26 protein-coding genes are annotated in these 23976 nt (G+C 61.3%); 23 read left to right on the top strand and 3 right to left on the bottom strand.

Annotated elements, in window-relative coordinates:
- The 6 genes from ENE74_RS17325 to ENE74_RS17305 form a co-directional block, all read left to right on the top strand.
- A partial coding sequence (locus ENE74_RS17325) for a strawberry notch C-terminal domain-containing protein (protein ID WP_420902610.1) occupies positions 1-1929 on the top strand: 1929 nt, incomplete at its 5' end.
- Between the two features lies 1 nt (position 1930).
- Positions 1931-2989, top strand: coding sequence for a DUF7146 domain-containing protein (locus ENE74_RS17320; protein WP_127692130.1), 1059 nt, complete (start codon positions 1931-1933; stop codon positions 2987-2989).
- 304 nt (positions 2990-3293) lie between these two features.
- Positions 3294-4211, top strand: a complete 918-nt coding sequence (locus tag ENE74_RS17315) for a DUF2493 domain-containing protein (RefSeq protein ID WP_127692128.1) — start codon at positions 3294-3296, stop codon at positions 4209-4211.
- Between the two features lie 904 nt (positions 4212-5115).
- On the top strand, positions 5116-5280 hold the full coding sequence (locus ENE74_RS18355; protein WP_156437709.1) for a hypothetical protein: 165 nt from the start codon (positions 5116-5118) through the stop codon (positions 5278-5280).
- Positions 5281-5424: 144 nt separating this feature from the next.
- Positions 5425-5829, top strand: a complete 405-nt coding sequence (locus ENE74_RS17310; protein ID WP_127692127.1) for a hypothetical protein — start codon at positions 5425-5427, stop codon at positions 5827-5829.
- 611 nt (positions 5830-6440) lie between these two features.
- Entirely contained in the window at positions 6441-6761 is a 321-nt protein-coding gene (locus tag ENE74_RS17305; RefSeq protein ID WP_127692126.1) for a DUF736 domain-containing protein, read from the top strand.
- A gap of 50 nt (positions 6762-6811) precedes the next feature.
- On the opposite strand, the gene ENE74_RS17300 is transcribed toward ENE74_RS17305, so the two are convergent.
- The gene (locus ENE74_RS17300) at positions 6812-7036 is read right to left on the bottom strand and encodes a helix-turn-helix domain-containing protein (RefSeq protein WP_124811454.1); all 225 of its coding nucleotides are present in this window, start codon (positions 7034-7036) and stop codon (positions 6812-6814) included.
- 220 nt (positions 7037-7256) lie between these two features.
- Here ENE74_RS17300 and ENE74_RS17295 point away from each other — a divergent pair, with 220 nt between their 5' ends.
- The 16 genes from ENE74_RS17295 (at position 7257) to ENE74_RS17220 (ending at position 20096) form a co-directional block, all read left to right on the top strand.
- Positions 7257-7523 carry a DNA -binding domain-containing protein gene (locus tag ENE74_RS17295; protein WP_127692125.1) on the top strand — a complete coding sequence of 89 codons (267 nt, stop codon included), beginning with the start codon at positions 7257-7259 and terminating at the stop codon, positions 7521-7523.
- Positions 7524-7680: 157 nt separating this feature from the next.
- Entirely contained in the window at positions 7681-7917 is a 237-nt protein-coding gene (locus ENE74_RS18585) for a transcriptional regulator domain-containing protein (protein ID WP_127692124.1), read from the top strand.
- A 34-nt stretch (positions 7918-7951) separates the two neighbouring features.
- Complete coding sequence (locus tag ENE74_RS17285; protein WP_127692123.1) at positions 7952-8455, top strand: DUF2285 domain-containing protein; 504 nt, start codon at positions 7952-7954, stop codon at positions 8453-8455.
- A 131-nt stretch (positions 8456-8586) separates the two neighbouring features.
- Positions 8587-8859: a helix-turn-helix transcriptional regulator gene (locus tag ENE74_RS17280; protein ID WP_127692122.1), complete on the top strand. Its 273-nt coding sequence runs from the start codon at positions 8587-8589 to the stop codon at positions 8857-8859.
- A gap of 8 nt (positions 8860-8867) precedes the next feature.
- Complete coding sequence (locus ENE74_RS17275; RefSeq protein ID WP_127692121.1) at positions 8868-9761, top strand: replication initiator protein A; 894 nt, start codon at positions 8868-8870, stop codon at positions 9759-9761.
- A gap of 212 nt (positions 9762-9973) precedes the next feature.
- Positions 9974-10447, top strand: coding sequence for a DUF2840 domain-containing protein (locus ENE74_RS17270; protein ID WP_127692120.1), 474 nt, complete (start codon positions 9974-9976; stop codon positions 10445-10447).
- On the top strand, positions 10444-11022 hold the full coding sequence (locus tag ENE74_RS17265) for a S26 family signal peptidase (RefSeq protein ID WP_127692119.1): 579 nt from the start codon (positions 10444-10446) through the stop codon (positions 11020-11022). The genes ENE74_RS17270 and ENE74_RS17265 overlap by 4 nt, the downstream gene beginning before the upstream one ends.
- 3 nt (positions 11023-11025) lie before the next feature.
- Positions 11026-11355 carry a DUF736 domain-containing protein gene (locus ENE74_RS17260; RefSeq protein ID WP_127692118.1) on the top strand — a complete coding sequence of 110 codons (330 nt, stop codon included), beginning with the start codon at positions 11026-11028 and terminating at the stop codon, positions 11353-11355.
- 3 nt (positions 11356-11358) lie between these two features.
- On the top strand, positions 11359-12060 hold the full coding sequence (locus ENE74_RS17255) for a lytic transglycosylase domain-containing protein (RefSeq protein WP_127692117.1): 702 nt from the start codon (positions 11359-11361) through the stop codon (positions 12058-12060).
- A gap of 247 nt (positions 12061-12307) precedes the next feature.
- Positions 12308-14053 (top strand): relaxase/mobilization nuclease domain-containing protein, encoded by a 1746-nt coding sequence (locus tag ENE74_RS17250; protein ID WP_127692116.1) that lies wholly within the window; start codon positions 12308-12310, stop codon positions 14051-14053.
- A 79-nt stretch (positions 14054-14132) separates the two neighbouring features.
- Positions 14133-14570 carry an antitoxin Xre-like helix-turn-helix domain-containing protein gene (locus ENE74_RS17245; RefSeq protein WP_066479171.1) on the top strand — a complete coding sequence of 146 codons (438 nt, stop codon included), beginning with the start codon at positions 14133-14135 and terminating at the stop codon, positions 14568-14570.
- Positions 14557-15258 carry an RES family NAD+ phosphorylase gene (locus ENE74_RS17240; protein ID WP_127692115.1) on the top strand — a complete coding sequence of 234 codons (702 nt, stop codon included), beginning with the start codon at positions 14557-14559 and terminating at the stop codon, positions 15256-15258. Before ENE74_RS17245 ends, ENE74_RS17240 begins: the two co-directional genes overlap by 14 nt.
- 112 nt (positions 15259-15370) lie before the next feature.
- Positions 15371-17359 carry a conjugal transfer protein TraG gene (locus ENE74_RS17235; protein ID WP_127692114.1) on the top strand — a complete coding sequence of 663 codons (1989 nt, stop codon included), beginning with the start codon at positions 15371-15373 and terminating at the stop codon, positions 17357-17359.
- Complete coding sequence (locus tag ENE74_RS17230; protein ID WP_127692113.1) at positions 17356-17745, top strand: CopG family transcriptional regulator; 390 nt, start codon at positions 17356-17358, stop codon at positions 17743-17745. The genes ENE74_RS17235 and ENE74_RS17230 overlap by 4 nt, the downstream gene beginning before the upstream one ends.
- Positions 17746-18045: 300 nt before the next feature.
- Positions 18046-19227 carry a DNA cytosine methyltransferase gene (locus ENE74_RS17225; protein WP_127692112.1) on the top strand — a complete coding sequence of 394 codons (1182 nt, stop codon included), beginning with the start codon at positions 18046-18048 and terminating at the stop codon, positions 19225-19227.
- A gap of 2 nt (positions 19228-19229) precedes the next feature.
- Positions 19230-20096 carry an Eco29kI family restriction endonuclease gene (locus ENE74_RS17220; protein WP_127692111.1) on the top strand — a complete coding sequence of 289 codons (867 nt, stop codon included), beginning with the start codon at positions 19230-19232 and terminating at the stop codon, positions 20094-20096.
- Between the two features lie 467 nt (positions 20097-20563).
- Here ENE74_RS17220 and ENE74_RS17210 read toward each other — a convergent pair whose 3' ends face one another.
- Both ENE74_RS17210 and ENE74_RS17205 read right to left on the bottom strand, forming a co-directional pair.
- Positions 20564-22036, bottom strand: a complete 1473-nt coding sequence (locus ENE74_RS17210; protein WP_127692109.1) for a DUF6035 family protein — start codon at positions 22034-22036, stop codon at positions 20564-20566.
- A gap of 41 nt (positions 22037-22077) precedes the next feature.
- Positions 22078-22851, bottom strand: coding sequence for a BrxR family transcriptional regulator (locus ENE74_RS17205; RefSeq protein WP_127692108.1), 774 nt, complete (start codon positions 22849-22851; stop codon positions 22078-22080).
- An 82-nt stretch (positions 22852-22933) separates the two neighbouring features.
- Here ENE74_RS17205 and ENE74_RS17200 point away from each other — a divergent pair, with 82 nt between their 5' ends.
- On the top strand, positions 22934-23896 hold the full coding sequence (locus tag ENE74_RS17200) for an exonuclease SbcCD subunit D (RefSeq protein WP_164847537.1): 963 nt from the start codon (positions 22934-22936) through the stop codon (positions 23894-23896).
- Positions 23897-23976: the final 80 nt, after the last annotated feature.

Raw genomic sequence — 23976 nt, 5'->3', positions numbered from 1 at the left:
GCCGACAATCCTAACGGCCCCAGCATTCAACCTTGTCAGGCAATTATCTGGAGTGAAATCATGGAAAACCGAAGGAAACCTGCGCCTCCCGCCACCACGCTCGACATAAACTGCGACTGCAAAGAATATGTTCTGGATTACCTCCTCCACAGCTTCCCGACCCAGCTGCACGAGAGCTTCACCGACAGCGACGGCAATCACGCGTCGAGGCCAGCCTATGACAAGGATGGCAATGTCGTGCTGTGCCGCGAGGCGCTCGAACGACGTGACCGGCTGATCGAGCAATTGGCATCAATGGAACCGGTACAAGGCGCACTCGACCAGATCGTCCAGAGGTTCGGAACAGATATGGTAGCCGAGGTGACCGGCCGTTCGCGCCGGATCGTCCGCAAAGTCGATGCAAAGGGCGACCGGCTCGCAGTCGAGAACCGGCCCGCCCATGCCAACCTTGCCGAAGCGCAGGCTTTCATGGAGGATCGCAAGCAAATCCTCGTATTCTCCGATGCCGGGGGCACCGGACGCAGCTACCATGCCGATCTGGGCGCGAGGAACCAGCGGCTCCGCCATCACTATCTGCTGGAAGCAGGCTGGAAGGCCGATACCGCGATCCAGGGGCTGGGCCGCACCAACCGCACCAATCAGGCGCAGCCGCCGCTGTTCCGGCCGGTGGCCACCAATGTCCAGGCCGAGAAACGCTTCCTCTCAACCATCGCGCGAAGGCTCGACACTCTGGGTGCGATCACGCGAGGACAGCGGCAGACCGGTGGTCAGGGGCTGTTCCGCCCCGAAGACAATCTCGAAAGCCCCTATGCCCGCGATGCGCTGCGCCAGCTCTATGTGTTGATCTATGCGGGCAAGGTCGAGCGATGCTCGCTCGCGACCTTTGAAAACATGACCGGCCTGTCGCTGACCGACAGCAGCGGGTGCCTCAAGGACGAACTGCCGCCGATCACGACCTTCCTGAATCGGCTGCTGGCACTCACCATCGACATGCAGAACGTGCAGTTCACGGTGTTCGAGCAGTTGCTTAGCGCCAAGGTCGAGAGCGCAATCGCGGCGGGCAGTTACGATCTCGGGCTGGAGACGCTGACCGCCGACAGCTTCACCGTGACAGCCAGTGAGCCAATCTACGTCCATCCGGCCACGGGCGCAGAGACCCGGTTGCTCAGCATTGCAATGCAGGAGCGCAACCAACCCGTGCCGCTAGAACGGGCGCTCGAACTGCTGCGGGAACCCGGCGCGCGGCTGTTGGTCAATGCCCGCTCGCGGCGCGCTGCAGTCCAGCTGCCGGCTCGCAGCGTCATGCTCGACGATGGCGAGGTTGAGCGCCGCATCCGACTGATCCGACCGATGGAGCGGCTGAACTTCGCCCTGACCCACCTTCCCGAGACCCACTGGGAGGAGGTGGACGAGCGGACATTCGGGGCAGTCTGGCAGGACGAGGTGGCACAAGTTGATGAGTTCACGACAAGCGAACTGCACATCGTCACCGGCCTGTTGCTCCCCATCTGGAAGCGCCTTCCCGAGGAATCCACCCGTGTCTACCGGCTTCAGACCGACGATGGCACCCGCATTGTTGGTCGAAGGGTGTCCGCAGCATGGGCAGCGCGCGCGACGGCCAGGCCCGACGCGCCAGTGTTATCGCCACCACAGGCACTCGCGTTGCTGCGTGAAGGCCAAGCCGTGCTCGATCTCGCCGATGGGCTGCAACTGCGCCGGTCGCGGCTGATGCAGGTCAACCGGATCGAACTCACCGGGTTCGGATCGACGGCAGTCGACCGGCTCAAAGCCATGGGGCTGTTCTCCGAGATCGTCAGCTGGAAACTGCGTCTGTTCGTGCCTGACGACACGGTGACAGGGTCGGTTGTGCTCGATCGGCTGTTTGAACGGCACCCGTTGGCCCGAATTCTTGATCGAAAGGCTGCCTGAGATGGCAAAGCTCTCCACGCGTGCGGCAGAATTGTCGGAACGGCTTGCGCAGAACGTGCAGGCCGTTTGCCGCCATTATCTGCCCGCAGGCAGGCGCGAAGGCCGCTACTGGATGGTTGGCGATGTCGCGGGAACGCCCGGGCGCAGTCTCTATGTCCGCCTCTTCGAAACCGAACGCGGCGCGATCGGCAACTGGGTCGATGCCGCAACCGGCGAATATGGCGATCTCGTTGATCTCATCCGGCTCAACCAGCGGCATGGGCGTCTGTCCGAAACCATTGAGGAAGCCGAACGCTTCCTCAGCCTGCCACCATCGGCTTCGGACGATCAGCGCAGTGCCGCGTCATTCGCCACGCCCGCGCGCGCAGGATCGACGACCGCTGCCATACGCCTGTTTGCCGCCTCGAAACCACTGACTGGATCAATGGCGAGCGCCTACCTACGGTCACGTGGCATCACACGCCTATCCCACCTGCCAGCCCTGCGCTTTCATCCGCGATGCTACTACAGACCAAATGAGGACGATGATCCAGCAACAGCCGGCGCCTTCCCGGCGCTGATCGCAGCAGTTACCGACAACGACGGCTTGCAGACCGGTACCCATCGTACCTGGCTCGATCCATCCGGCTGCGCGAAGGCCAAAGTCGCATCGCCGCGGAGGGCGATGGGCAACATCCTCGGCAACGCCGTAAGGTTCGGATCTGCAGATGATGTTATGATCGCCGGCGAAGGCATCGAAACCATGCTGTCGTTGCGCGAAGCTCTGCCAATCATGCCGATGGTCGCCGCAACATCGGCAGCCCACCTTGCCGCCATCCTGTTTCCGCCAACACTTCGGTGTCTCTACGTCGCACGTGACCGCGATGTGGCAGGCGACGCGGCGTTTGGCGTCCTGACTGAGCGCACACAGGCAGCAGGGATCGAACTCGTATCACTCATGCCTGACCTCGCTGACTTCAACAACGACCTCCGCCAGCATGGCGTTGCTGCACTGGCGAAACGGGTCCGCCATCAACTCCGAGAGCAGGATCAGACACGCTTTTCTGCCGACATTGGCTGAGCCGATACGGGGTTTGAGGATGGGCGATGGAGGCGTGCATAGGACTCGAGCCAAGACCTGCCCCAGCCCGGCCTTCTTCGAGTGGCGTCCGAGAGACCGGCTGCCGCGAGGCCGCAATGGCGGTCATGCGGCTATTTTCCGGCGGCGCATCCGCGCCTTTCCATCGCGAACCAAAATAGCCGCCCGTCCGCCATCCTCCGCTGCGCTTCGGTCCATGCGGATGCAGCCTCGCGGCAGCCGGTCAGAGGGACGCCCATGAAGGCCGGGCAAGGTGCCCGGTCCCAAGGCCCCAAGGACCAACGCAATGACCATCACGCCCGATTCAGAACCCGAACACGAAACCTCAGCCACCGCCCATCTCCTCGATGAAATCGCCCTCTACGGCTATCGCCCCTTCTCCGACGAAGCCGACCCGCGACCGCTCCCCGAAGAGCGCATAGCCGCTGGCGCCGTCGCCGACATGTTCGATGCCCTCATCGCCACCATGATCGACACCAGGCTCGAACCCGATCTGGAGGACCTGTGCTGGTCGCTCGCCAACCTCTTCCACCGCGTCGAAGGCCGGATCCAGCGCGAGCTCGACGACAATGAAGACGCCCAGAAGCGCAGCCAGCGCGAGCAGGATGACTCGGAAGTCAAATCGGTCGAACTTGAGCGCCTGCTTCGCGAAGGCATCGGTCTGATCGAACGCCGCAACGCCATGGAATTTATGCGCGATGCTGCCGGAGACCAGTTCGAAAGGCATTTCCGCAAGGCCTGGAGCCCGCGCACCGGATCACTCGTCAATCATCGCACCCTGACCGCAGCCATGATCGACAGCCGCGACTTCCTCGCTGCGAAGCGTCGCTCAGAAACCGAACCGCTGCTGCCGGTGGGCACCCGCATCGCGTTCACTTCCGGACCTGAGTATCAGAACCACAACCGGATATGGGCCGTGCTGGACAAGGTGCTCGCCAAATATCCAGACATGGTCCTGTTTCACGGCGGCAATCCTACTGGCGGCGAACACATCGCTTCGCTCTGGGCGCGCAACCGCAAGATCACTCATGTCGCGTTCCGGCCAGACTGGAATCGGTTCAAGAAGGCGGCACCATTCCGTCGCAACGACCAGATGTTGGAAGCGATCCCAAAGGCCGTGGTCGCTTGCCCGGGTAATGGCATCAATGCCAATCTGGTGGACAAGGCCCGCAAGCTGGGGATTTCGGTGTGGACGATCGAATGATCGTCAACTCTGAATTGCTTCTCGTGCACTGCATCAACGCGATCAGCGCATACCCTGCCGAGGTAAGGTAGGATCGTCCGCATCTGACCGTCGCCAATACTCTCGGCACAACCTTGCGCCACTTTCCGTCAGTTCGTAGCGGACCTCGTTGTTTGGCAAAGGGCGGATCAGTCCGAGTCTGACCAACGGAGATACGCTACCATCGGCCACCGAGCGCTCACTTCGGACATTCTGATGAACGAAGGCCCATCTCTTTCGGCCAGACTCCTCAAATACCTCGAGCTGGCTTGCGGGAATTTCCTCACGCGGTCCCCCAAGCGCCGTAAGAAACCGGCTTGAGAATGAAAACGTCATGTGGACGAGCGTATCCCGCGAACGAAGCGGAATGTTCAGCCAATCAATGGTCGTCGCCAACGTCTTGGATTCTGGAACACAAATCGGCGTCTCTTGTCCAAGGACAAACGCTTGGACCATTGCACGCTCGATCTCGCCGATAGTATTTTGGCTCAGGCCGTTTTTTCGTGCCTGCCTGTCCCTCGAAATGATGTCCCGAGCGATCTCGCGAAATTGCGCCCGCATTAGCGACGAAGGCTTCGAGACCTTGGGGATTCGGCTAGCTTCTTCCATACTTAGCTTTGTACTTCCGTCCCTTACGGTCGAACAGTGCAATCGTGTTTCGATCACAAATGTTCGCTCACGAGACTGTCGGTCACTTCGGCCCACCCTGCTCTCTATGGCCCATCCGTTGGCCGACCCCAAGCCTCCTTCAATCAACCCGTAAAGGGTCCGCTACGCTACGCGTGCGGCCACTGCGGCTGCACCTTCGTGGTGATTGCGGCTTTGCGCCGTCTGTCCGGGGCCTGCCGAGCGGGGATGGTCCCTGCTCCGAGACAGGAGCTCGAACATGTCACTCACCGTCGCACAGCGTCACGCCTGGAGCCTCGCCCGCACACTAATGGTCTGCGTTACCTTGTTCCAAGCCGGTAATGGCTATGCCGCCGTTCCAACCGCCGAATTCGATGGCGATGCCGACAGCGTCATCCATGAATATGACCCGTTCAATCCCTGATCGCGTCAGATCGCGTTGCGGCGCATGGCTGGATGCCCATCGGGTATTCCAGCCGATGCGCATTTCTGCTATTGCTTCCATGCACATTGCGCTGCGGTGGAGGTGGAGAGCGCGTCCCTTGCCCTTGGTTCCAAGGAGGACGCCATGCTGATCGGCTTTGCCCTGATAATCGTCGCAGTATTCCTGTGCTGCGCGCTTCTATTCCGCCTTTCGATTTACGCCCTTCCGCTGTTCGTCGCGTTTCTTGCGGGTTCGGCGACTTACCGCACCGATAGCGGCATTCTCGCTGCGCTCGCCGCCGCAGCCATATCCGCGATCATTCTGCTCGCTGCAGCCCGGTTAGCACTGGCGTTCGCTAAGTCCGACCTGACGCGGGCAGCGATCGGCCTTGCCTTTGCCGCGCCCGCAGCCATTGCAGGCTATCTCGCAGTCCACGGCATTGTTGCGGCGACCATGCCGCCAAGCGCATGGCAACACGCCTTTTCATTGCTTGGCGCTGCGACAATCGCGGCTGCATCCTGGACGCAATCGAACCGCGCCCGGCCCTAGCTTTGCCATTTTCGAACGCCCGCCCGGCAGGTGCCCGGCGGGGCTCGCACGGCCAAATCGGCCAGTACGAGGCAGGCGTTGTGTTCGAGTGGCAGTTTCTGCGTCCCTCTTCTTAGGTCAGCTTGGTCTGGGCGTTTGCGCGGTCGGAGCGAGGCCGAGAATTCGCAGCCGGTTTTGAGCTGGCCAGTGGCGGACCGATTGCGCTGATCTCAATCAGGCCCGGATTGGCGCATGGCCGTTGCCGATATCTGCGATTGCAGTGACGACTAGGCAGCACACCGGTGACGACACCTTTCTCATCGCAGTTCGGGCTTGGAAGTCCGGGAAGTGCCATTTCTCCCGGTCAAGTGTGACCCGAGCCCACTGCTGCCTCGTCAATGGCTGTGGTTGGCAGGGGATGGCTTCGCCGCTTGATCCCTTGCTGCAACGCCGTCTCCGCCAACTTTCTTCCCCTGGGCGTGCCGCCCATTCCTCGCGAGGCAAGAAAGCCGTCTGGCCGTCGTCCTCCACTGCGTTTCGGCCGTTCCAGTGCAGCGGGCGCAAGCCCCTGCCTTCAACCAGCCATCGAGGCCGCGATGGGCGCGGGTTCGACCAACTTGAAGGAATGCATCATGGCCAACATCGGAACTTTCACCAAGACCGGCAACGAATACAAGGGCGAGATCGTCACCATGTCGGTGCAGCAGAAGAATGTCCGCATCGTCCCCGAAACCAGCGACAACGAAAATGCGCCGTCGCACCGGGTTTTCGTCGGCCGCGCGGAAATCGGCGCCGCCTGGACCAAGACCTCCAACGAAGGCCGCGAGTATCTCTCGGTCAAGCTCGACGATCCCAGCTTCACCGCTCCCATCTTTGCCAACCTCTTCGATGACGAAGACGGCAAGAGCTTCAACCTGATCTGGTCGCGCGCCCGCCGCACCAACGGCGACTGACCGAACAGCTAGCCCCGCCCGGCACCTGCCGGGCGGGGCTTCCGGCATTCTCATTCGTCTGCTGACGTCACTCTCATAAGGAGTTCTGAGGCTTCAATCCCGAGCGCTATGGAAAGATGCTCAAGCTTGTCGACCGAGGCACTATAGCGTCCACGCTCAAGGCTGCTGACATAGGTTCGATCGAGATGGGCCCGATGTGCAAGCTCTTCTTGCGACAGGCCAGCAGCCAACCGATAGCGTTTCAGATTCGCAGCTAGGACCTCGCGCAATTTCATTGCACGAACTCACCACCGTTGCAGAGTATTTAACCACGGAGTATACTCGTCACGACTGAAATTCGGCTGAGTTCAGCAGGCTAGCAACGCGCACGGCTTATCCGCGAAAAGGTACAATTCCCTGCCCGTTGTCGAACAAGCGAAGTTTTCGCCATTTTGGTGGGTCTTGGTGCTAAAAGACTGTGGATGCAAAAATGAGTCGGAACCAAAGGCTCGGACCATGACGATTGCTTCTTTCGAAAAAAGCCCGCCCCTGTCGGATACGGTAACGCCGTATGACGAACGCCATTTTGTCACGTATTTACGGCTACTTGACGCCGCGGACGAGGGTGCGGAATGGACCGAAGTTGTGCAGATCGTCTTTGGGATCGATCCTGCCCTGGAGCCGGTCTGGGCGCGTCAGGTCCATGAGACCCACCTCGACCGAGCACGCTGGATGACGTCCCACGGCTACCGACATCTGCTTGAGAAAGAACAAAAAGGCTGAATTCTTGGACACAGATCGGACGCCTTGCCCTAAGCGCTCCGTCAAAATTTCTGCGCCTCCGGGTATAAGCATCCCCAGAATTTGTTACTTGCGGCTTACCGTTGGTTAACAAAGACTTGAAGCTTGGCCTTTTTGCCTGTGCTTTGCAGGGGTCTTTATGCCCGGTGGTTCGTCATGGCGGTCACCATCGACCGCGGATCAATATCGCGATCACGACTATGCGGACTTCGCGCAGGAATTCCTGCACCGTAATGCTGATTACCGCCGCGATTATGCCGAAACTGAAGAGCGCATTGCTCGCTTCCCATCGGTCGAACACCATGAAAAGGAGGGCCTGTCCCGGCGATGGGGCCTGAGCTTTCCCCACCGATCCACAAGCAAATCCGCGCCATAGCCCGGCCCACTGGTCGCCCAGCGCATCGCCCGACGTGATCATCGTCGAAACTTCTAACCCGGACCTGCCTCTGATGTGGCTGTCGAGCTGGAAGCCGCTGGCAGAGATATCGACATCAGTCGGCAAACATCTCGTTTATACGAGGGGCAACTCCAAGCTGCGACTTTGCATTCAATACCGAGCCGCCTTGCCCGTTCCCGCCGTCTCGATACCGTGCGATGAGACCTATGAACTTCGCATCGCAGCTGTCACGCGTATGCATCTGATAACGCGCGCCTCCAGCTCCACATCCCAAGGCGCTAACGTCATCACGCACAATCAACGACTGCGGTTGAGCCGCTTCCTTGCGATTCACGATGCGCTTGTGGCGGGTGCGTCTTCTCGTGACCTCGCCTACGGCCTGATCTTCCCCAACCACCGTCCTCTTGTCGGAGCGACCTGGAAAGCCTCGAGTGAGCGGCGGCAGATTCTTCGGCTGATCGCCCAAGCGCGTAGCCTCGTCTCCTGCGGATATCGCGATATTCTTTTACACCGCTGACCGAGACATTCGGGGGTGACATATTGCGTCACCTGCATTCGGTCACTCCCTGCCCATGCCAATCCTCCGCCAAAGCTCGCGAACCCCAGCGACAGCCCGCTGCTGCTGCCAACCTTCGCCGGAGCCTTGCCATGGATGCCAGACCCAACCCCGTGACTGCACGATTTTTGCGGACGCCCGATGCTGCAGTGCACCTCGGGCTTTCGGCCCGCACACTCGAAAAGCACCGCTGTTTCGGGACGGGGCCAGTCTATCGCAAGCTCGGTGGCCGGATCGTCTATGCGGTGACAGATCTTGACGCATGGGCAGAGCAAGGGCTGCGGCGGTCAACCAGCGATCCCGGCAAAGGTATCGTCCACCCAGCCAAGCGTCTTGATGGCTATACTCCGCCGGTCCGGCGCTGAGGCACGCAATGCGACGCCTGTCCGCCTTCCCAGCCAAGCCTGCTCAGCTTGACCTGTTCATGTCCCAGGGCCGCGATATTGCCGCGCGCGACGCGCAGGACCTGATGGCTTGGCCGTTCTTCAGCCTCGCCAAATCAAAGCGAGTCCGTCCGATCGATTTCCGGATGGGTGAGGTTTCGATCCTCGTCGAGGCGACAGCCGAACATGGCATGGCGACTATCTGGGACGCTGATGTCCTCATCTGGGTAGCGAGCCAGATCGTCGAAGCGCGCGATGCCGGTCGGCCTACCTCGCGGTTGATCGCCGCGACCCCGCACGAGATCCTTGCTTTCACCCGGCGGGGCACAGGCAAAGCCAGCTACGAGCGGCTGAAGGCCGGGCTGGATCGCCTGCAATCCACCACCATCGCGACCTCGATCCGCCAGCATGACGCGCGGCGGCGGCACCGCTTTTCCTGGATCAATGAATGGAAGGAGCGTCTCGACCATTCGGGTCGCGCGCTCGGGATCGAGATGATCATCCCCGACTGGTTCTACGAAGGCGTGATCAATCAGGCGCTCGTGCTCACCATTGATGCCGACTACTTCGCACTGACCGGTGGTCTGGAGCGCTGGCTTTACCGCCTCGTGCGCAAGCATGGGGGCAAACAGCGCGGAGGCTGGAGCTTCGACTTTCAGCATCTGCACATGAAGTCAGGTGCGCTCTCGCCGCCGAAACGCTTCGCATTCGAGCTGCGCGACATCGTCCGCCGCCAAGCGCTGCCGGGATACACGCTCACCATCGAACATGCACTCGGCCGCGAACGGTTGAACTTTGTCGCTGTCCGGCCCGACCCGATCGACGCCGCAATGCGCCGTCTCGGTCTGCGGACCACCAACCATCACCCTGTGGATATGTCATGATGCAGCACGGACTATCAGGAACCGCCACACTCGGACCATCAGGAACCGGAAGTTCGGACTATCGGGAACCAAAACGCCGTCCAAATTACGGGAAAACATCGGCAATTTTTGCCCTTAACTATCCTAACAAAGAATCCTTCGGATTCTTGCTAACGGCTGCGAGCCTGTGGACAAAAAGCGGGGCGGACCCCGAAAGGCCTGCCGGTACGAGGATGGGTGATGACCCGCAGCTGACCCATGTGACGCTGGTCTGGCGCGAAGGCCAGCATGAGGACTGGATCAAATTCGGCAGGCCCGTTGCCGAACGGATCGTCAGCCGTAGCGAGCGAATCGAGAGCTATATGGCGGGCCAGATGTTCGCCTTGGTTCGCTGGGCGTCCAACGATTATGGCACCGTCCGTTCAACCTTGGACATCGTTCAAGCTGTCAGCCTGGGCAAGCAATGCGCAACCGTGCCGCAGGTCGACCCCGGCGGCGCGCTGCTGCTTTCGGTCCATGGCTGGCCCAAGGTCGCGCAAGTCTTCCGCCTTATCGATACCATCGAAGCGTCAGGCATAGACCCCTGTGATGTTGCTCCGGAATATTGGCGACACATCCACAACAGGATGGCGGGCCGACTTACCCCGCGCGACTACACGCCCGCGCGGCACCAAGCCTGGCTCCAGCGCAAGGCACTTCTGCCATGAAGCGGCGCAGCATGATATTTGCAGCCATCGTAAGTTGCGCAACGCTCACGACGTTGGCCGTGCCAGTCGCGCGCTTCGCCGTGTGGAATGCGACCGCCTCGGTCCCCACTGGACTCTACGCCATCCGTGGCAAGGCGAGCCTGCATATTGGCGAACGGGTCGCCATCGAGCCGCCGCCCGAACTGCGCCGCTTGCTCGCCAAACGGCGTTACCTCCCGACAGGCGTCCCGCTGCTGAAGCGCATCGCAGCTGTGCGCGGCCAGCGCGTCTGCCGAGATGCATTGAGCATCAAGATCGACGGCCAATATGTCGGCGCGGCGCGTCCGCGCGACCGTCTGGGGCGCGCACTGCCGACCTGGGCCGGCTGCCATGTGCTGCGCACCGGCGAGCTGTTCGTGATGAACCCGGCAGCGCGCGACAGTTTCGATGGGCGCTATTTCGGCGTGCTGCGTCTGACCCATGTCATTGGTCGCGCAACCCCAGTCTGGACCGATGAAGCGGGCATTGGCGACCATGTCTGGTTCGCTGATCCGCGCGCCTCCGACGCTTCTTTACCCTCAACCCAAGGAGATTGACCCATGCGTATCGGAACTTTTCGTGCGGCCGGTGGCGGCTACAACGGGCAATTGCGGACGCTGTCGCTCAGCATTGAGATCTCACTCGTCCCGGCAGACCTATCGGATAGTGAAAATGCTCCGGACTTCCGTGTGGTTGCTGGCGAAGATGAAGGCGCGCGCGAAATCGGCGCAGGCTGGAAGCATGTCGGGGAGAAGGCTGGCGACTATGTCAGCTTGCAGATCGATGATCCCTCATTCTTGCAGCCGCTGCGGGCCAACCTGTTCAAGGGCGATGACGACGGCCATGTTTTGGTGTGGTCGCGTCCCTCGCGGCGCGAAAAGGCGAACTGAGCCATGCAGCTACGCCGCTTGGGCTTTGCCGCCTTGGCTGCGCTCGCCATGTTCGGTGCCGCGCCTGCCTTTGGGCAGGACGCTGCCGACCCGGCAGCGCCGCGCACCGTCGACACTGCAGCGCACGTTGCTGAGGCATCGCTGCGTTTCGGCATCCCGGAGCAATGGATCTATGCGGTCATGCGGGCCGAGAGCGCTGGCCGGATCGGCGCGGTATCGTCGGCTGGAGCGATGGGGCTGATGCAGCTCATGCCTGGAACCTGGGCGCGCCAGCGCGCCCGTTTCCGTCTTGGCAGCGACCCGTTCGATCCGCGCGACAACATTTTGGCAGGCACCAGCTATCTTCGCGAAATGTACGACAGTTACGGCGCCTACGGCATGCTCGCCGCGTATAATGCAGGCCCAGGGCGCTATCAGGAGTGGCGCGATCGCGGTCGCCCGCTTCCTGCCGAAACCCGGGCCTATGTCGCAAAGATCGCACCGATGCTGCAATCGGACAGCATAGCAAATGTCGTCGCCAGCGCGTCGCCTGTGCAGCAAGTGCGCATTGCGTGGACGCAAAGCGAGCTGTTCGCGGCGCGAACTGCCGCGACCGAGGCAGCGGCCAGCGCGGACGTGAGCGAAGGAACGGCGGCTACGCCACCTGCTTCGCTGCGTCCGCACGGCGGCCTGTTCGTCCCTGTCTCGGGGAACCGCGACCAGTGATGGGCCACCTCCCAATCTGGCGCGTCATGGCGTGGACTAGCGCAAAATTGTGCGGAAGCGGGGTTGCAGGAAGGGATGGATCAGGAGGATGGCAAGATGAAAGCGGAGCCAGCCGCCGGGGTGTCGGGCCGCAGAATTGCGGGATTTTCACAGCCAGCCGCCCTGACCCATGGCTGGCTCCTGTCTCGATAATTATCGCAATTCCGCTGTTCGATGAGCCAGCCGCTGTATCGCATCGCTTGACCTCATGAGTGATGACGATCTGGAAATCAGGCCTGGGCGCATCCGAGATCGCAGTTCCGGCCAAGGCAAAGCACGCACACTCAAAGCCCAACTGCGGGCACTTGCCAATCGGTCAGGACATGGCGGCCGTGCGGGTGGTTCCCGATCGCGGCGCAGCACCGGTCACCTCGCCCGTGGCCGCATCGCAAGCCTGCAGGCATGCTCCCGCGCCAGCCAACGCCGTGTGATCGTCAAGGCGAGGATCGTGCGGCATCGCGGCGCTCGCTTCACTGCAGCGCCGCTGGCAAAGCACCTGACCTATCTCAGGCGCGATGGCGTGACCCGCGACGGGAAGGATGCGGCGCTGTACGGCAGCGATGAAAACACCATCGACGGCGAAGCCTTCGCCGAGCGCTGCGCCGATGACCGCCACCATTTCCGTTTCATTGTTTCGCCCGAAGACACGGCCGAACTGACCGATGTGCGAAGCTTCACCCGAGATCTGCTGACCCAGATGGAAAAGGATCTTGGCACAGGTCTCGACTGGGTCGCCGTTGACCATTGGAACACCGACAATCCCCACATCCACATTCTGGTACGCGGCAAGGCCGACGATGGCCGCGACCTGGTTATCGACCGCAGCTACATCAGCGAGGGCATGCGGGCTCGCGCCGCGCAGCTGGTGACCATGGAACTGGGCGCACGGACCCAGCAGGACATTGATCGAAGCCTGGCCCGCGAGGTGCAGGCCGATCGCTGGACCGGTCTTGATCGCCAGCTGCAAACGCTTGGTGACGGCCTCGGCGGCGTGGTCGACCTGCGCCCCGATCCGCAGCGGATCGCCAACCCGGCCAACCAGCATCTGATCGGCCGCGCCACAAAACTCGAACGCATGGGCCTGGCAGAGAAGATTGCGCCTGGCTGCTGGCGGATAAAGCCAGCACTCGAGCAGACCTTGCGGGAGCTTGGCACCAGAGGCGATATCATCAAAACGATGCACCGCGCCATGACCGGGCACGGCCTTGCCGCTGAAGCGGGGCGACTTGCCCTTCATAATGAAAGGGCGAGCGAGCCCGTCATCGGGCGACTGGTCGAGCGCGGCCTTCACAATGAGCTGACCGGTCAGGCCTACGCCGTGGTCGACGGCGTCGATGGCCGTGTCCATCATTGCAAATTCTCCGACATCGACCTGACCGGCGATGCTGCGCCGGGCGCAATCGTCGAGCTGCGCGTCTGGACTGATCGGCGCGGCCGCGAGCAATCCTCGCTCCTGACACATTCCGATTGCGATCTTGCTACCCAGGAGCGCAGCGGCGGAGCCACCTGGCTCGACAAGCAATTGATTGCCTCGGAGCCTCTGCCGCTCGGTCCAGGTTTTGGCAGCGAAGTCGAGGCAGCGAAAACGCGCCGGCTCGAATATCTGGAAAGCGAAGGTCTTGCCCAACGGCGCGGTGACCGCTTCGCCTTGTCCCGCAACCTGCTTGGCACCTTGCGCGAGCGCGACCTCGCCGACGCTGGTGCCGCACTTTCGCGGGAGCACGGCCTGCCCTATCGCCAAAGCCGATCATCCGGTGAGGTATCAGGCGTCTATCGCCAGCGCATCCAACTTGCTTCGGGCCGGTTTGCGATGATCGACGATGGCCTTGGGTTTTCGCTTGTCCCTTGGTCAAAGCAGCTCGACCGGCAGCTCGGGCAATATGTGAGCGGCCAGCCGCGGTCAGGTGGTGGCATCGAATGGACACTCGGCCGAAGCAGGTCGATCGAGATATGATGTGGCAAGCTGACCGGTATCAGCCCAATCTTGACAAACGCACCATGTGATGCGTACATTCGCGTCAGGAGAAACGGCCATGGCAAGCGCAGCATTCACCCATCATGCGGCCCCGGCAGCAGCAGGCCTGCAGACCTTTTCGAGCGACGGCGACCGCAAGCGTCTGACCGGCGCGGCCGTCAAGGCCGTGTTGCGGCTCGTCGATGCCTGGGGTGGCAGCAATGCCGAAGGTGCCGCGCTGCTCGGCGTGTCCGAAAGCACATGGGACCGGATCAAGGCTGGCAAATGGGATGGCACCTTGAGCCAGGACCAGCTGACCCGCGCCTCGGCGCTAATCGGTGTCTTCAAGGGACTGCACCTGCTGTTCGCAGACGGAATGGCCGACCGCTGGCCGCGCTTGCCCAACCGGGCGCCGGTCTTCGGCGCTAAGTCGCCGGTCGAAGCGATGATTGAAGGCGGCATTCCCCGTATGCTGGAAACCCGGCAGTATATCGACGCGCTGCGTGGCGGGCTCTGAGCCGCAGTCCTCACTGCCGCTGGTGCGTGAGGCATTCCCGCGCACCATCCGGCTGGTCGCGAGCGCGCGGCTGCGCGAAGCCGTACTTGCACCGCTGGCCGACGACCCTGACGAACTGGCGCTGCTCGCCGAGATCGAAGGCGCAACCAGCGGGCGTTTGGTTGCCGAAGAACGCGGGCTTGGCGCGCTCAGCCCCGAAGAACTGGTTCACGGCGTCCCCCATGCCCGTTTCATCAATGCCAGCTTTGCCTATGCCAAACCGCGTGAGCCGATGCGCTTCAATCCGGCGGACCGCGGTGCATGGTATGCGGCGCTTAGAGTTGAAACCTGTATTGCCGAAGTCGGGCACCACCTGACCAAAGCGCTGGCGGATGCAGGCGATTTCAACGCGGTTGTAGAATATGGCGAAATGCTGGCGAGCATGGCCGGCGTGTTCGTTGACCTGCGCGAAGCAGCGGATCATCCCGCGCTCGATGCCGATCCCGCAACCGGTTATGCCGCTGGCAATGTTCTAGCCGCGCAGGCACGCGTCGAGGGCCACAATGGCATCATCTACCCCTCGGTCCGCCATGCGGGCGGCACCTGCATCGCTGCCCTCTGGCCCAACGTCGTGCAGTCGGTTGTGCAAGGCGCAATGGTTCGGCTGACTTGGTCGGGCACACCGGATTATGCGTGGGAGCCGATCTAGCAATCTGCGCCAGGCTGTCCGTTTCCGCGCCAAGGCCTGCAACACCCAACTCCGCGCTTGCCAACATCTCCGAAGCTCACCGACCTAGGCGTGAACGAAGCGGAGTTGCGCCATGTCGGCTGCCAAAATCCTGTGGGGTCAAATCCTCGCTGTGCTGATCATCATTGTTGCGAGCGTCTGGTCCGCAACCCAGTGGACAGCCTCGGCGCTCGGTTTCCAGCCAGAGCTCGGCGTGCCTTGGTTCCACTTGTTCGGCCACCCAGTCTACCGCCCCTATGACCTGTTCTGGTGGTGGTTCTCGTTCGACGCCTACGCTCCAAAGATTTTCGATACTGGGGGGATGATCGCCACCTCGGGCGGGTTCGCGGCAATTGTGGTTGCCATCGCGATGTCCGTTTGGCGCGGCCGCGAGAACCGCAATGCCAACACCTATGGCACTGCCCGGTGGGCCACCCGCGATGACATCCGCAAAGCCGGATTATTGGCCGACACCGGAGTTGTGCTCGGACAATTCCAGAACAACTATCTTCGCCATGACGGGGCTGAACATGTCCTGTGCTTTGCTCCCACACGCTCTGGCAAAGGCGTCGGCCTGGTGATCCCGACCCTGCTGACCTGGCCGGGCTCGGCGATCGTGCATGACATCAAGGGCGAGAACTGGGATGTCACTGCCGGTTTTCGCAGCACGTTCAGCCGCACCCTGCGTTTCGATCCAACCAGCCTTGAATCGTCCGCTTACAACCCGCTGCTCGAGGTGCGCCGAGGCCTCAATGAGGTACGCGACGTGCAGAACATCGCAGATATCCTGGTCGACCCCGAGGGCAGTCTCGAGAAGCGCAACCACTGGGAAAAGACCAGTCACGCACTGCTGGTCGGAGCCATCCTTCACGTGCTTTACGCCGGTCCCGACAAATCTCTCGCTGGCGTCGCGGCTTTCCTCTCCAATCCCGACGAGACCATTGAGAACACGCTCTACGCGATGATGGACACCCCGCATCTTGGTGAAGCGGGCCCGCACCCGGTCGTCGCTAGCGCGGCGCGCGAGCTGCTCAACAAGTCTGACAACGAGAGATCGGGCGTGCTGTCGACCGCAATGTCCTTTCTGGGCCTCTATCGCGATCCGGTCATCGCCAAGGTCACCAGCCATTCGGATTGGCGAATTGCCGATCTGGTCAACGGTCGGCCGACCTCGCTCTATCTGGTCGTGCCGCCGTCCGACATCAGCCGCACCAAGCCGCTGATCCGCCTTATCCTCAATCAGATTGGTCGCCGCCTCACCGAAGAATTCGATCCTGCAACCAAACGCCAGCGCGTGCTGCTCATGCTGGATGAGTTCCCAGCTCTCGGCCGGCTCGATTTCTTCGAAAGCGCCCTCGCCTTCATGGCGGGCTACGGCCTCAAGGCTTTCCTGATTGCACAGTCACTGAACCAGATCGAGCGTGCCTACGGACAGAACAACGCCATCCTCGACAATTGCCATGTTCGCGTTGCCTTCGCGACCAACGATGAGCGGACAGCCAAGCGGGTCTCCGAAGCGCTGGGCACAACCACGGAACAGCGGTCGATGAAGAACTATGCCGGGCACCGACTTTCGCCCTGGCTTGGCCACTTGATGATTTCGCGCTCTGAAACGGCGCGCGCACTCCTCACGCCCGGCGAGATCCTGCAACTGCCGCAGACCGACGAGGTTGTGCTATTGTCAGGAGCACCGCCGATCAAGGCGAAGAAGGCGCGCTATTACGCTGATCGGAGGCTGCAGTCTCGAGTGTTGCCCGCCCCCGAGAACTGCGGCCAGCCTGCGGACGCGCGCGCCACCGATGACTGGAGCGCTCTGCCCCCAATTGAGCCAGACCCCAAATCAACCGAAGACGGCGGGCGCACGATCGATCCTGCTAATGGCGGCTTGCGACGGGAGCCTGACCTGCCCGAACATGTCGAAGTGGTTGCGCGGCCCAAGTCTCCAGCAGCCGAATTCGACTTTGCTGAAGCTGACGGCGCAGACGCTGACCAATCAGCCGCAAACAACGAGCGCATCCGGCGCACGATGGAACGCGGCGCACGGCAGGCCTCGCTCGACCTCGGCGACGGGATCGAACTGTGAAGCTCAAGCGTACGTTTCGGCTGCCGCCTGATGTGATCGACCAACTTGCCGAGTTCGCAATGCGCAGGCGCGTCGGCCAGCCCGATGTGGTGGAGGCCGCGCTTAGATCATTCATGTCGCCAGACAACCCTGAGCAGCTCGAGGCAGCGCTCAGCCGCCGCTTTGATCGCATCGACCGGCGGCTTGGACAGCTCGATCAGCAGACTGAGATCACCACAGAGGCTTTGGCCTTGTTCGTGCGGTTCTGGCTTACTGCCAATCCGCCACTGCCGGATAGTGGCCTTGCCGCAGCGCAAGCGCAGGGCAGGGAGCGGTATGAGGGATTTGTCGAGGCACTTGCGCGGCGATTGGAGGGACGATCGCGACTGGGCGATTCTTTAAAGTAGAAGAGGCGGAAAGTAGAAGAGGCGGCATTCACCAACGAGATGTAAATTCGACACAAACATGATAGAATGGCCATCTCAGCGTGCGCTCGGCACGATGCCGCTACAGCACAATATGGGGCGCGTCATGGGCGCCTTTCCTACCTGCTAGCTATCCACACTTCAGCACAACAAGGCTCGTGAAGACCTCGCAGCGATTGAACTGCGGAAACAGGACTGAAAGGCCTTGGTCAGATGGGCGTGCCGGACTAGGAAAGAGGGTGAAATGAGGCAGACTTTGTCGATATTTATGGATGATGCGCAATGAAGGCGATCGAACTGTTCGCAGGGGCTGGCGGTCTCAGCATTGGGATTGGGCGAGCGGGCTTCAAGCCTGAGCGCATTGTCGAATGGGAGCCGAATTGCCAGCGCACCCTTCTCGCCAATCGGCATGCCAGTCAGGCGGACGCGAAACGTTGGCCGCTCGAAATCGAGCGTGACGTTCGCGACGCCGACTTCACCGCGCACGAGGGCAAGATCGAGCTGGTATCCGGTGGCCCCCCTTGCCAGCCCTTCTCGGTTGGTGGCCGACATCGCGCCCAAGCGGACCGGCGCGACATGTTCCCGGAGGCGGTTCGCGCGGTGCGCGAGGTCAAGCCTCGAGCCTTCATTTTCGAGAATGTGCGAGGACTGACGCGGGCTCGGTTCAGTTCCTACTACGAATACATCAAGCTACAGATGCAATACCCCGAGCTCGTCGCAATGGACGACGAGGACTGGTCCACGCATCTGCGCAGGCTCGAAAGGCATCATACGAGTTCGAGGGCGGAGCGCGGGTTGGAGTACCGACTTGTTGCGGAGGTATTGAACGCGGCCGATTATGGCGTGCCCCAGAAGCGGCACCGGGTATTCTTTGTTGGGTTCCGAAAGGATCAGGGTATTGAATGGTCCTTCCCCGAAGCGTCTCATTCGCAGGAAGCCCTATTGTGGGATCAGGCCCACGGGGACTATTTCGAACGGCACAACGTTTCCAAGGCGGAGCGATGGTCGAACGCCGAGCGCACCAGGTCCCGAGCAGAGCGGCTTACGGAAAAGCCAGCTGAGTTGCCATGGCTCACCGTACGCGATGCTCTCGCGACCTTGCCCGACCCCGAGCGCAACCCCGCGGAAGCCTCGGGCCTTTCCGGCCACAGGTTCCAGCCGGGAGCTCGCAGCTATCCCGGCCATACCGGCAGCCCATTGGATGACGCCGCGAAGGCATTGAAGGCCGGCGTTCATGGCGTTCCCGGAGGAGAAAACATGCTCGCTCGGCCCGATGGATCGGTTCGCTATTTCACGGTCAGGGAGAGCGCCCGCCTTCAGACTTTTCCCGACACCTATCGAATCGAGGGCGTCTGGTCCGAGGCCATGCGGCAGCTTGGCAACGCCGTGCCAGTCACGCTCGCCGAACGCGTGGCGCGCAGTGTCGCCCTTGCGCTGCGAAGCGCGGAAAGCACCAAGCAATAGGCATGTCGCGGGATCCTTCAGTAACGAAGGCGAGCAAGATCCTCGCCGAGATCGAGGCGCTGCTTGCCGCCACCGAGGCCGAGGGGCTGACAACCCCGGCGCGGAAGAAGCTGGTCAGCAGCGTTGACGCGATGCGTGATCGTCTTGAGCGCCTTACGCGCAAGATCGATCCCAACGAATTACCCGATGCCTTTTTCGACCCGGCGGAACCCAGTCTCATCGGAAACTTCGTGGCGCTTGCGATGGTGGCCCAAAACCGCAAGCTACTCGGTAGCCTGACCCGCTTCTATGGGTCCGGCGTCTACGCAATTTACTACACGGGGCCCAACCGGCTTTACGCTCCAATCAGCGGGACCGAGACGCCGATTTATGTCGGCAAAGCCGATCCGAAGGGCAATCCCAAGACAGCGATTGATCAGGGTACGAAGCTTGCAGACCGCCTCAACGAACATCGCCGCAATATAGAGAAGGTCGAAGGTATCGAAATCGAGGACTTCGAATGCAGGGCGCTGGCCGTGCAGACAGGCTATCAGGCAGCCGCTGAAAGTCACCTAATCCGAATGTTCCGGCCGATCTGGAACAACGAGACAGGCATTCTTTACGGGCTCGGAAAGCACGGTGATGACGCCACTACACGAGCCAACAACAAGTCGCCCTTCGATACGGTCCATCCCGGCCGTAAGTGGGCCGCTGGCAACCCTGAAAATCAGACGGTCGGCGAGATCGAGGCGAAAGTGCGCGACCATTTCCGGTCCGCGACGGTGTTCCGGGACAGAAACGCGGTGCTTCAGGCATTCGTCGATAACATCAAGAGAGAAGACCGCCTCGATCGCCAAGACCCCGCCGCTGCACCCAAGGGCGAAGACTAGACTCATCCTAGCTCGGCTTCGCTTCTCCAGCGCTCCATCCCATCACGCTTGCGTCATCTCCAAGGCTGAACGGTTCTTGTCGCGAGCATGGCTTTGGCGAGATCTCGACCATATGAAAGCCTGCAACTGGCAACGACGCGGCCGTAGCTCTGCCCATTTGCCGAACACCGCATTGCCGGTGCGCGTACGATGATATGACCGGTGTCGCGCTGGCCCTTCCGCCCGCCGAGTAGCCGGATCAATGCATCCCTTGCCGCAACTGCGGAGGCCGCTGGGCATGGGTGTCCCCGAGAGCAAGTCCCGTCCATTTCGCGAGCTGCAATGCCGGCGATGCGGATCTTTGGCCCCTCCTTGAACCAGATAGGGCCGTCCCCATCCCAGACGGCAACGGGTGTGCAGACAAAAGTTGCAGCCGAGGCGAGCGCGAGAAGTCTCATTGGTCGTGTCCTGTGTTCGCAATGGTCAGCTTATGCCGCCTCGCGGCCTTGCTGATCGCGATTGTCGTTGTCGGGTTGTGCCTTTCGAGATGCTCCCATGGAAAGAAACGCGCACAAGCGCTCCTCATCCTTTGCCATCCTGTATTTCGGGTCTTGGGTGAGGTCAGACCGTATGGCGTCAAGCTTAGCCCTCAGCTTTCCCGTCCTATCGTCGCTATACAAGGCGTCCCTCGTCCCAAACCTGCGAAGCATATGGCCAAAGGCGAGCAGCAATTCCGGGTGCTGATGAATGAGATGATGGCCTAGCTCGGCGAAGCTCTTGTATCGGAACCCCACCGGCTTCCCTGCCCTCGCACTCTCGATCAAATGGACGATGCGAGTGGCTGTCTGCAGATTAGGGTATTCCCCTTCGAGGCCGAATCCTATGGAACAAAGGCGATCGTTGAGAAGCAGCCATTCCTTGTGCCGTGGCAGGTAGACGTCATCACGCGAGGCATCGAGAACGAAACAAAGCACTTGCTCGCGCAGCTCATTCTCCCGGTCCTCCCGGGCTTGCCTTTCAGTCGCCTCGGCAGCGGCGATCCTTTCCAAGCGGGCCGCTCTGAGTTCTTCGCGGAGTCTTGCCGCCTTGTGCCCATAGTCGAACGCGATAATGGTCTGGCGGTCCACATCGACCGTGACCTCATCCCAGCAGACCAGGCGCTCGACCCACTCATCGACGATCTTATCGCCCTGTATCAGCGGCTTGCGATACCAGCATGTCATGATGAAGGTCCCTGCCCTTTCGGACGCAGCAGCACTTTTTTCATCGACGACGAAAACGTTGGAGTTGTTCCCGAAAAGGATGTCGTCATCCGTCATGCGCCGATAGCTCGGATGGAAAAACGGCAAGACCCAGACGAGCGCCGCCCCTTCGGCCCGATAGAATTCCTTCCGGCTCAGCACGACGTCCATGAAGGTTGTGCTCAGCTGCACCTCGAAGGCCAGTCTGTCGGTGTCCGTCCGGGCCGAAACGTCAGGTCGGCGGAGGCCGCAGAGACCTTCGCTCGCTCTCCAGGTCCTTTCTGAGGCCACATCCTTGAACCGTGGATCGGCTGAGAGGCTCCGCAGAAGAAGTGCCTTGACCCGCTTGTGCGCCCCGCTTTCTTGGGCACCGCGGTACTTCATGGCCCTGATATCAGCTTCGCTCAGATCCGTCCGCGTGACAGCCGGACACGAGCCATCTTCATGGCGATGCCGGAAGAAGAAGCGCTTGGTCGTGCTGCAAGCCAGATAGACTGGGACACCGCACATCGCGCAGACTAAGCGAGCTTCGTCACTTTTGACGAGCGCCTTGAGTCTCTGGCGTAGCAGGATTGCGCGTTCATACCGGAATGCCCGGATCAACCGGCGGACATTGAGCACATGGCCAGTTCTCGGATTCCTGACCGCGTCGATTTCCGGCTTTGTCACCGCCTCGGCCCATGCCAACGGATCGACTGTCGTGTTTCCAACCATGGTCATCTCCTTTCCTTGAGGCAGAACCCTTCGCTCGCACGGCGAGCCTAACAGCGTTCCAGTCGCGCGCCCGTTTGTTTGAGCCCCCAGCGTCGCTCGACATAGAATTCGAGCGACCTACGGACTTCGAAGCGCAGAACTTCCTGGGTGAACCCATATTCTAGCCGGACAGCGGCCTGTTGCTCTTCCGTCAGGCTGCTCAGCGGCCGAAGCCGAATTTCAACGAACTCTTCCCATTCTTCATCGCGCGGAAGGTCTTCGTCGACCGGAGCCACGGCAAAGGTGCTGTCAGGCAGGACCCGAACCGGAACGTAGTCACGCCATTCCTCACGGCGGAAGCTCCACGCCCGAACGTGCAGACGCTCTCCGTCGTAGGCAAAATGCGCCGGCGCGATCCATTGGTTCTGACGCAGCCCACTCGACATCGACACATAGCCGATCTCGATCTTCTGCCGCTGCTCGATCGCCTGCCAAAGGCGACGCATCACAAATGGCGGGCACTGCCGTGCCGGCGAAGGAAGTACAGAAAGGCCGCTCGATGTGGGATGACCAACAAACTCATCCGGTGAGCCTGCATCCTCCACAAAAGGCAGGCCGCGATGGTGGGGGTCGGCAACATAGCACTTTCGCACTGTGTCATAGCGAGGCTTCGGCTCTGCAACCCGCTCGAGATATTCCCTCAGGTCGATTGCTGCCTGCGGAGACGAGATCCCGAAACGCTCGATGAGATCCTTGCGATTCACCTGTCCGCGCCATGTCAGGCACCGGTCAAGATAGACCAGGCGGGCAAGCATTGCTGGCTTGAGTGCAGGTTCGTCCATGTCCGAGCCCTACTTGACGCACCATCACAAGTCTATATAAATTTTATATGCACTTTGATTCGAGGACAGATTAATGCGCATCTTGCACACCAGCGACTGGCATCTGGGCCGACAGTTCCATGGCCTGTCCCTCGATGATGACCACGAGCACATCCTCGTTCAGATCCTCGCGATGATCGATGATGCGCGGCCCGACGTCGTGATCATTGCCGGCGACATCTTCGACCGGGCCAACCCACCCCAAAGTGCGATCACCCGCCTCTCGCAGTTTCTCACAACCGTGCGGGCAGCATCCGATGCGGCAATCGTCATGATCGCAGGCAACCACGACTCTGCGGCGCAGATCGGTGCGATGGGCGTGCTTGCAGATGGCGGCGATGCAATTGTGCGCGGACCGCTGGATGAAGATGAGCGCCCGCTCGTGATTCCCGACGACCATGGCCCAGTGGCAATCTCCGCCCTGCCGTTTGCCTTCGAATATGCCGCGCGTCTGTGCTTCGAAGACGACGCCATCGCCTGCCCTGCGGACGTCATCCGGGCCCAGCTTGCCAGCGCTCGCAAGCACGTGGCTGAGGGAATGCGATGGATTGTCGTCGCACATGCCTTTGTCGACGGTGCGGCGACAAGCGAAAGCGAGCGTCCCCTGACCCGCATGGTCGGCGGGATTGAGACCGTATCTGCGGGGGCCTTCGAAGGGGCGCACTACGTGGCCCTTGGACACCTCCACCGCCCGCAACCGGTCGGGCAGCACTACATCCGCTATTCGGGCGCGCCTTTGGCATTCGGGTTCGATGAGGAGGGTCAGCAGAAGTCGGTCAGCCTGATCGACCTTGCGGCCGACGGCACAGCTACGGTCACCGAAGTGGCGCTCAAGCCGCTGCGTCAGGTTAGAACCATTCGCGGCAAGCTGCTTGAGCTTCTGGCTGCCGGCGAAGTCTCGAACGATATCGTTCGCGTCGTGCTGACTGACGACACCCCTCAGATCGATCCCATGAAGAGTGTTCCCCGTCAGCACCAATGGCACAGATTTGAGGTTGTGATTTAAGGAGGGTTGGGGCTTCGTCGCAGTGACGAAGGAACGAAGATGAAGCCCCAACCCTCCTTGCAAAAATCGCTGGCAAAGGC

This window comes from Sphingobium algorifonticola (genome assembly GCF_004005485.1).
In the GTDB taxonomy this organism is placed as follows: Bacteria; Pseudomonadota; Alphaproteobacteria; order Sphingomonadales; family Sphingomonadaceae; genus Sphingobium; species Sphingobium algorifonticola.
The sequence above is the reverse complement of the archived record's forward strand: the minus strand, read 5'-3'. Positions and strand labels throughout refer to the sequence as shown.

Bases quoted from the DNA above. Each gene is read 5' to 3' on its own strand.
- ENE74_RS17305 (WP_127692126.1), top strand. From the start codon at position 6,441: ATGGCCAACATCGGAACTTTCACCAAGACCGGCAACGAATACAAGGGC.
- ENE74_RS17250 (WP_127692116.1), top strand. From the start codon at position 12,308: ATGAGTGATGACGATCTGGAAATCAGGCCTGGGCGCATCCGAGATCGC.
- ENE74_RS17300 (WP_124811454.1), bottom strand. From the start codon at position 7,036: ATGAAATTGCGCGAGGTCCTAGCTGCGAATCTGAAACGCTATCGGTTG.
- ENE74_RS17220 (WP_127692111.1), top strand. From the start codon at position 19,230: ATGTCGCGGGATCCTTCAGTAACGAAGGCGAGCAAGATCCTCGCCGAG.
- ENE74_RS17280 (WP_127692122.1), top strand. From the start codon at position 8,587: ATGGATGCCAGACCCAACCCCGTGACTGCACGATTTTTGCGGACGCCC.
- ENE74_RS18355 (WP_156437709.1), top strand. From the start codon at position 5,116: ATGTCACTCACCGTCGCACAGCGTCACGCCTGGAGCCTCGCCCGCACA.
- ENE74_RS17255 (WP_127692117.1), top strand. From the start codon at position 11,359: ATGCAGCTACGCCGCTTGGGCTTTGCCGCCTTGGCTGCGCTCGCCATG.
- ENE74_RS17320 (WP_127692130.1), top strand. From the start codon at position 1,931: ATGGCAAAGCTCTCCACGCGTGCGGCAGAATTGTCGGAACGGCTTGCG.
- ENE74_RS17315 (WP_127692128.1), top strand. From the start codon at position 3,294: ATGACCATCACGCCCGATTCAGAACCCGAACACGAAACCTCAGCCACC.
- ENE74_RS17245 (WP_066479171.1), top strand. From the start codon at position 14,133: ATGGCAAGCGCAGCATTCACCCATCATGCGGCCCCGGCAGCAGCAGGC.
- ENE74_RS17310 (WP_127692127.1), top strand. From the start codon at position 5,425: ATGCTGATCGGCTTTGCCCTGATAATCGTCGCAGTATTCCTGTGCTGC.
- ENE74_RS17205 (WP_127692108.1), bottom strand. From the start codon at position 22,851: ATGGACGAACCTGCACTCAAGCCAGCAATGCTTGCCCGCCTGGTCTAT.
- ENE74_RS17265 (WP_127692119.1), top strand. From the start codon at position 10,444: ATGAAGCGGCGCAGCATGATATTTGCAGCCATCGTAAGTTGCGCAACG.
- ENE74_RS17235 (WP_127692114.1), top strand. From the start codon at position 15,371: ATGTCGGCTGCCAAAATCCTGTGGGGTCAAATCCTCGCTGTGCTGATC.
- ENE74_RS17260 (WP_127692118.1), top strand. From the start codon at position 11,026: ATGCGTATCGGAACTTTTCGTGCGGCCGGTGGCGGCTACAACGGGCAA.
- ENE74_RS17210 (WP_127692109.1), bottom strand. From the start codon at position 22,036: ATGACCATGGTTGGAAACACGACAGTCGATCCGTTGGCATGGGCCGAG.
- ENE74_RS17275 (WP_127692121.1), top strand. From the start codon at position 8,868: ATGCGACGCCTGTCCGCCTTCCCAGCCAAGCCTGCTCAGCTTGACCTG.
- ENE74_RS18585 (WP_127692124.1), top strand. From the start codon at position 7,681: ATGCCCGGTGGTTCGTCATGGCGGTCACCATCGACCGCGGATCAATAT.
- ENE74_RS17225 (WP_127692112.1), top strand. From the start codon at position 18,046: ATGAAGGCGATCGAACTGTTCGCAGGGGCTGGCGGTCTCAGCATTGGG.
- ENE74_RS17270 (WP_127692120.1), top strand. From the start codon at position 9,974: ATGGGTGATGACCCGCAGCTGACCCATGTGACGCTGGTCTGGCGCGAA.
- ENE74_RS17295 (WP_127692125.1), top strand. From the start codon at position 7,257: ATGACGATTGCTTCTTTCGAAAAAAGCCCGCCCCTGTCGGATACGGTA.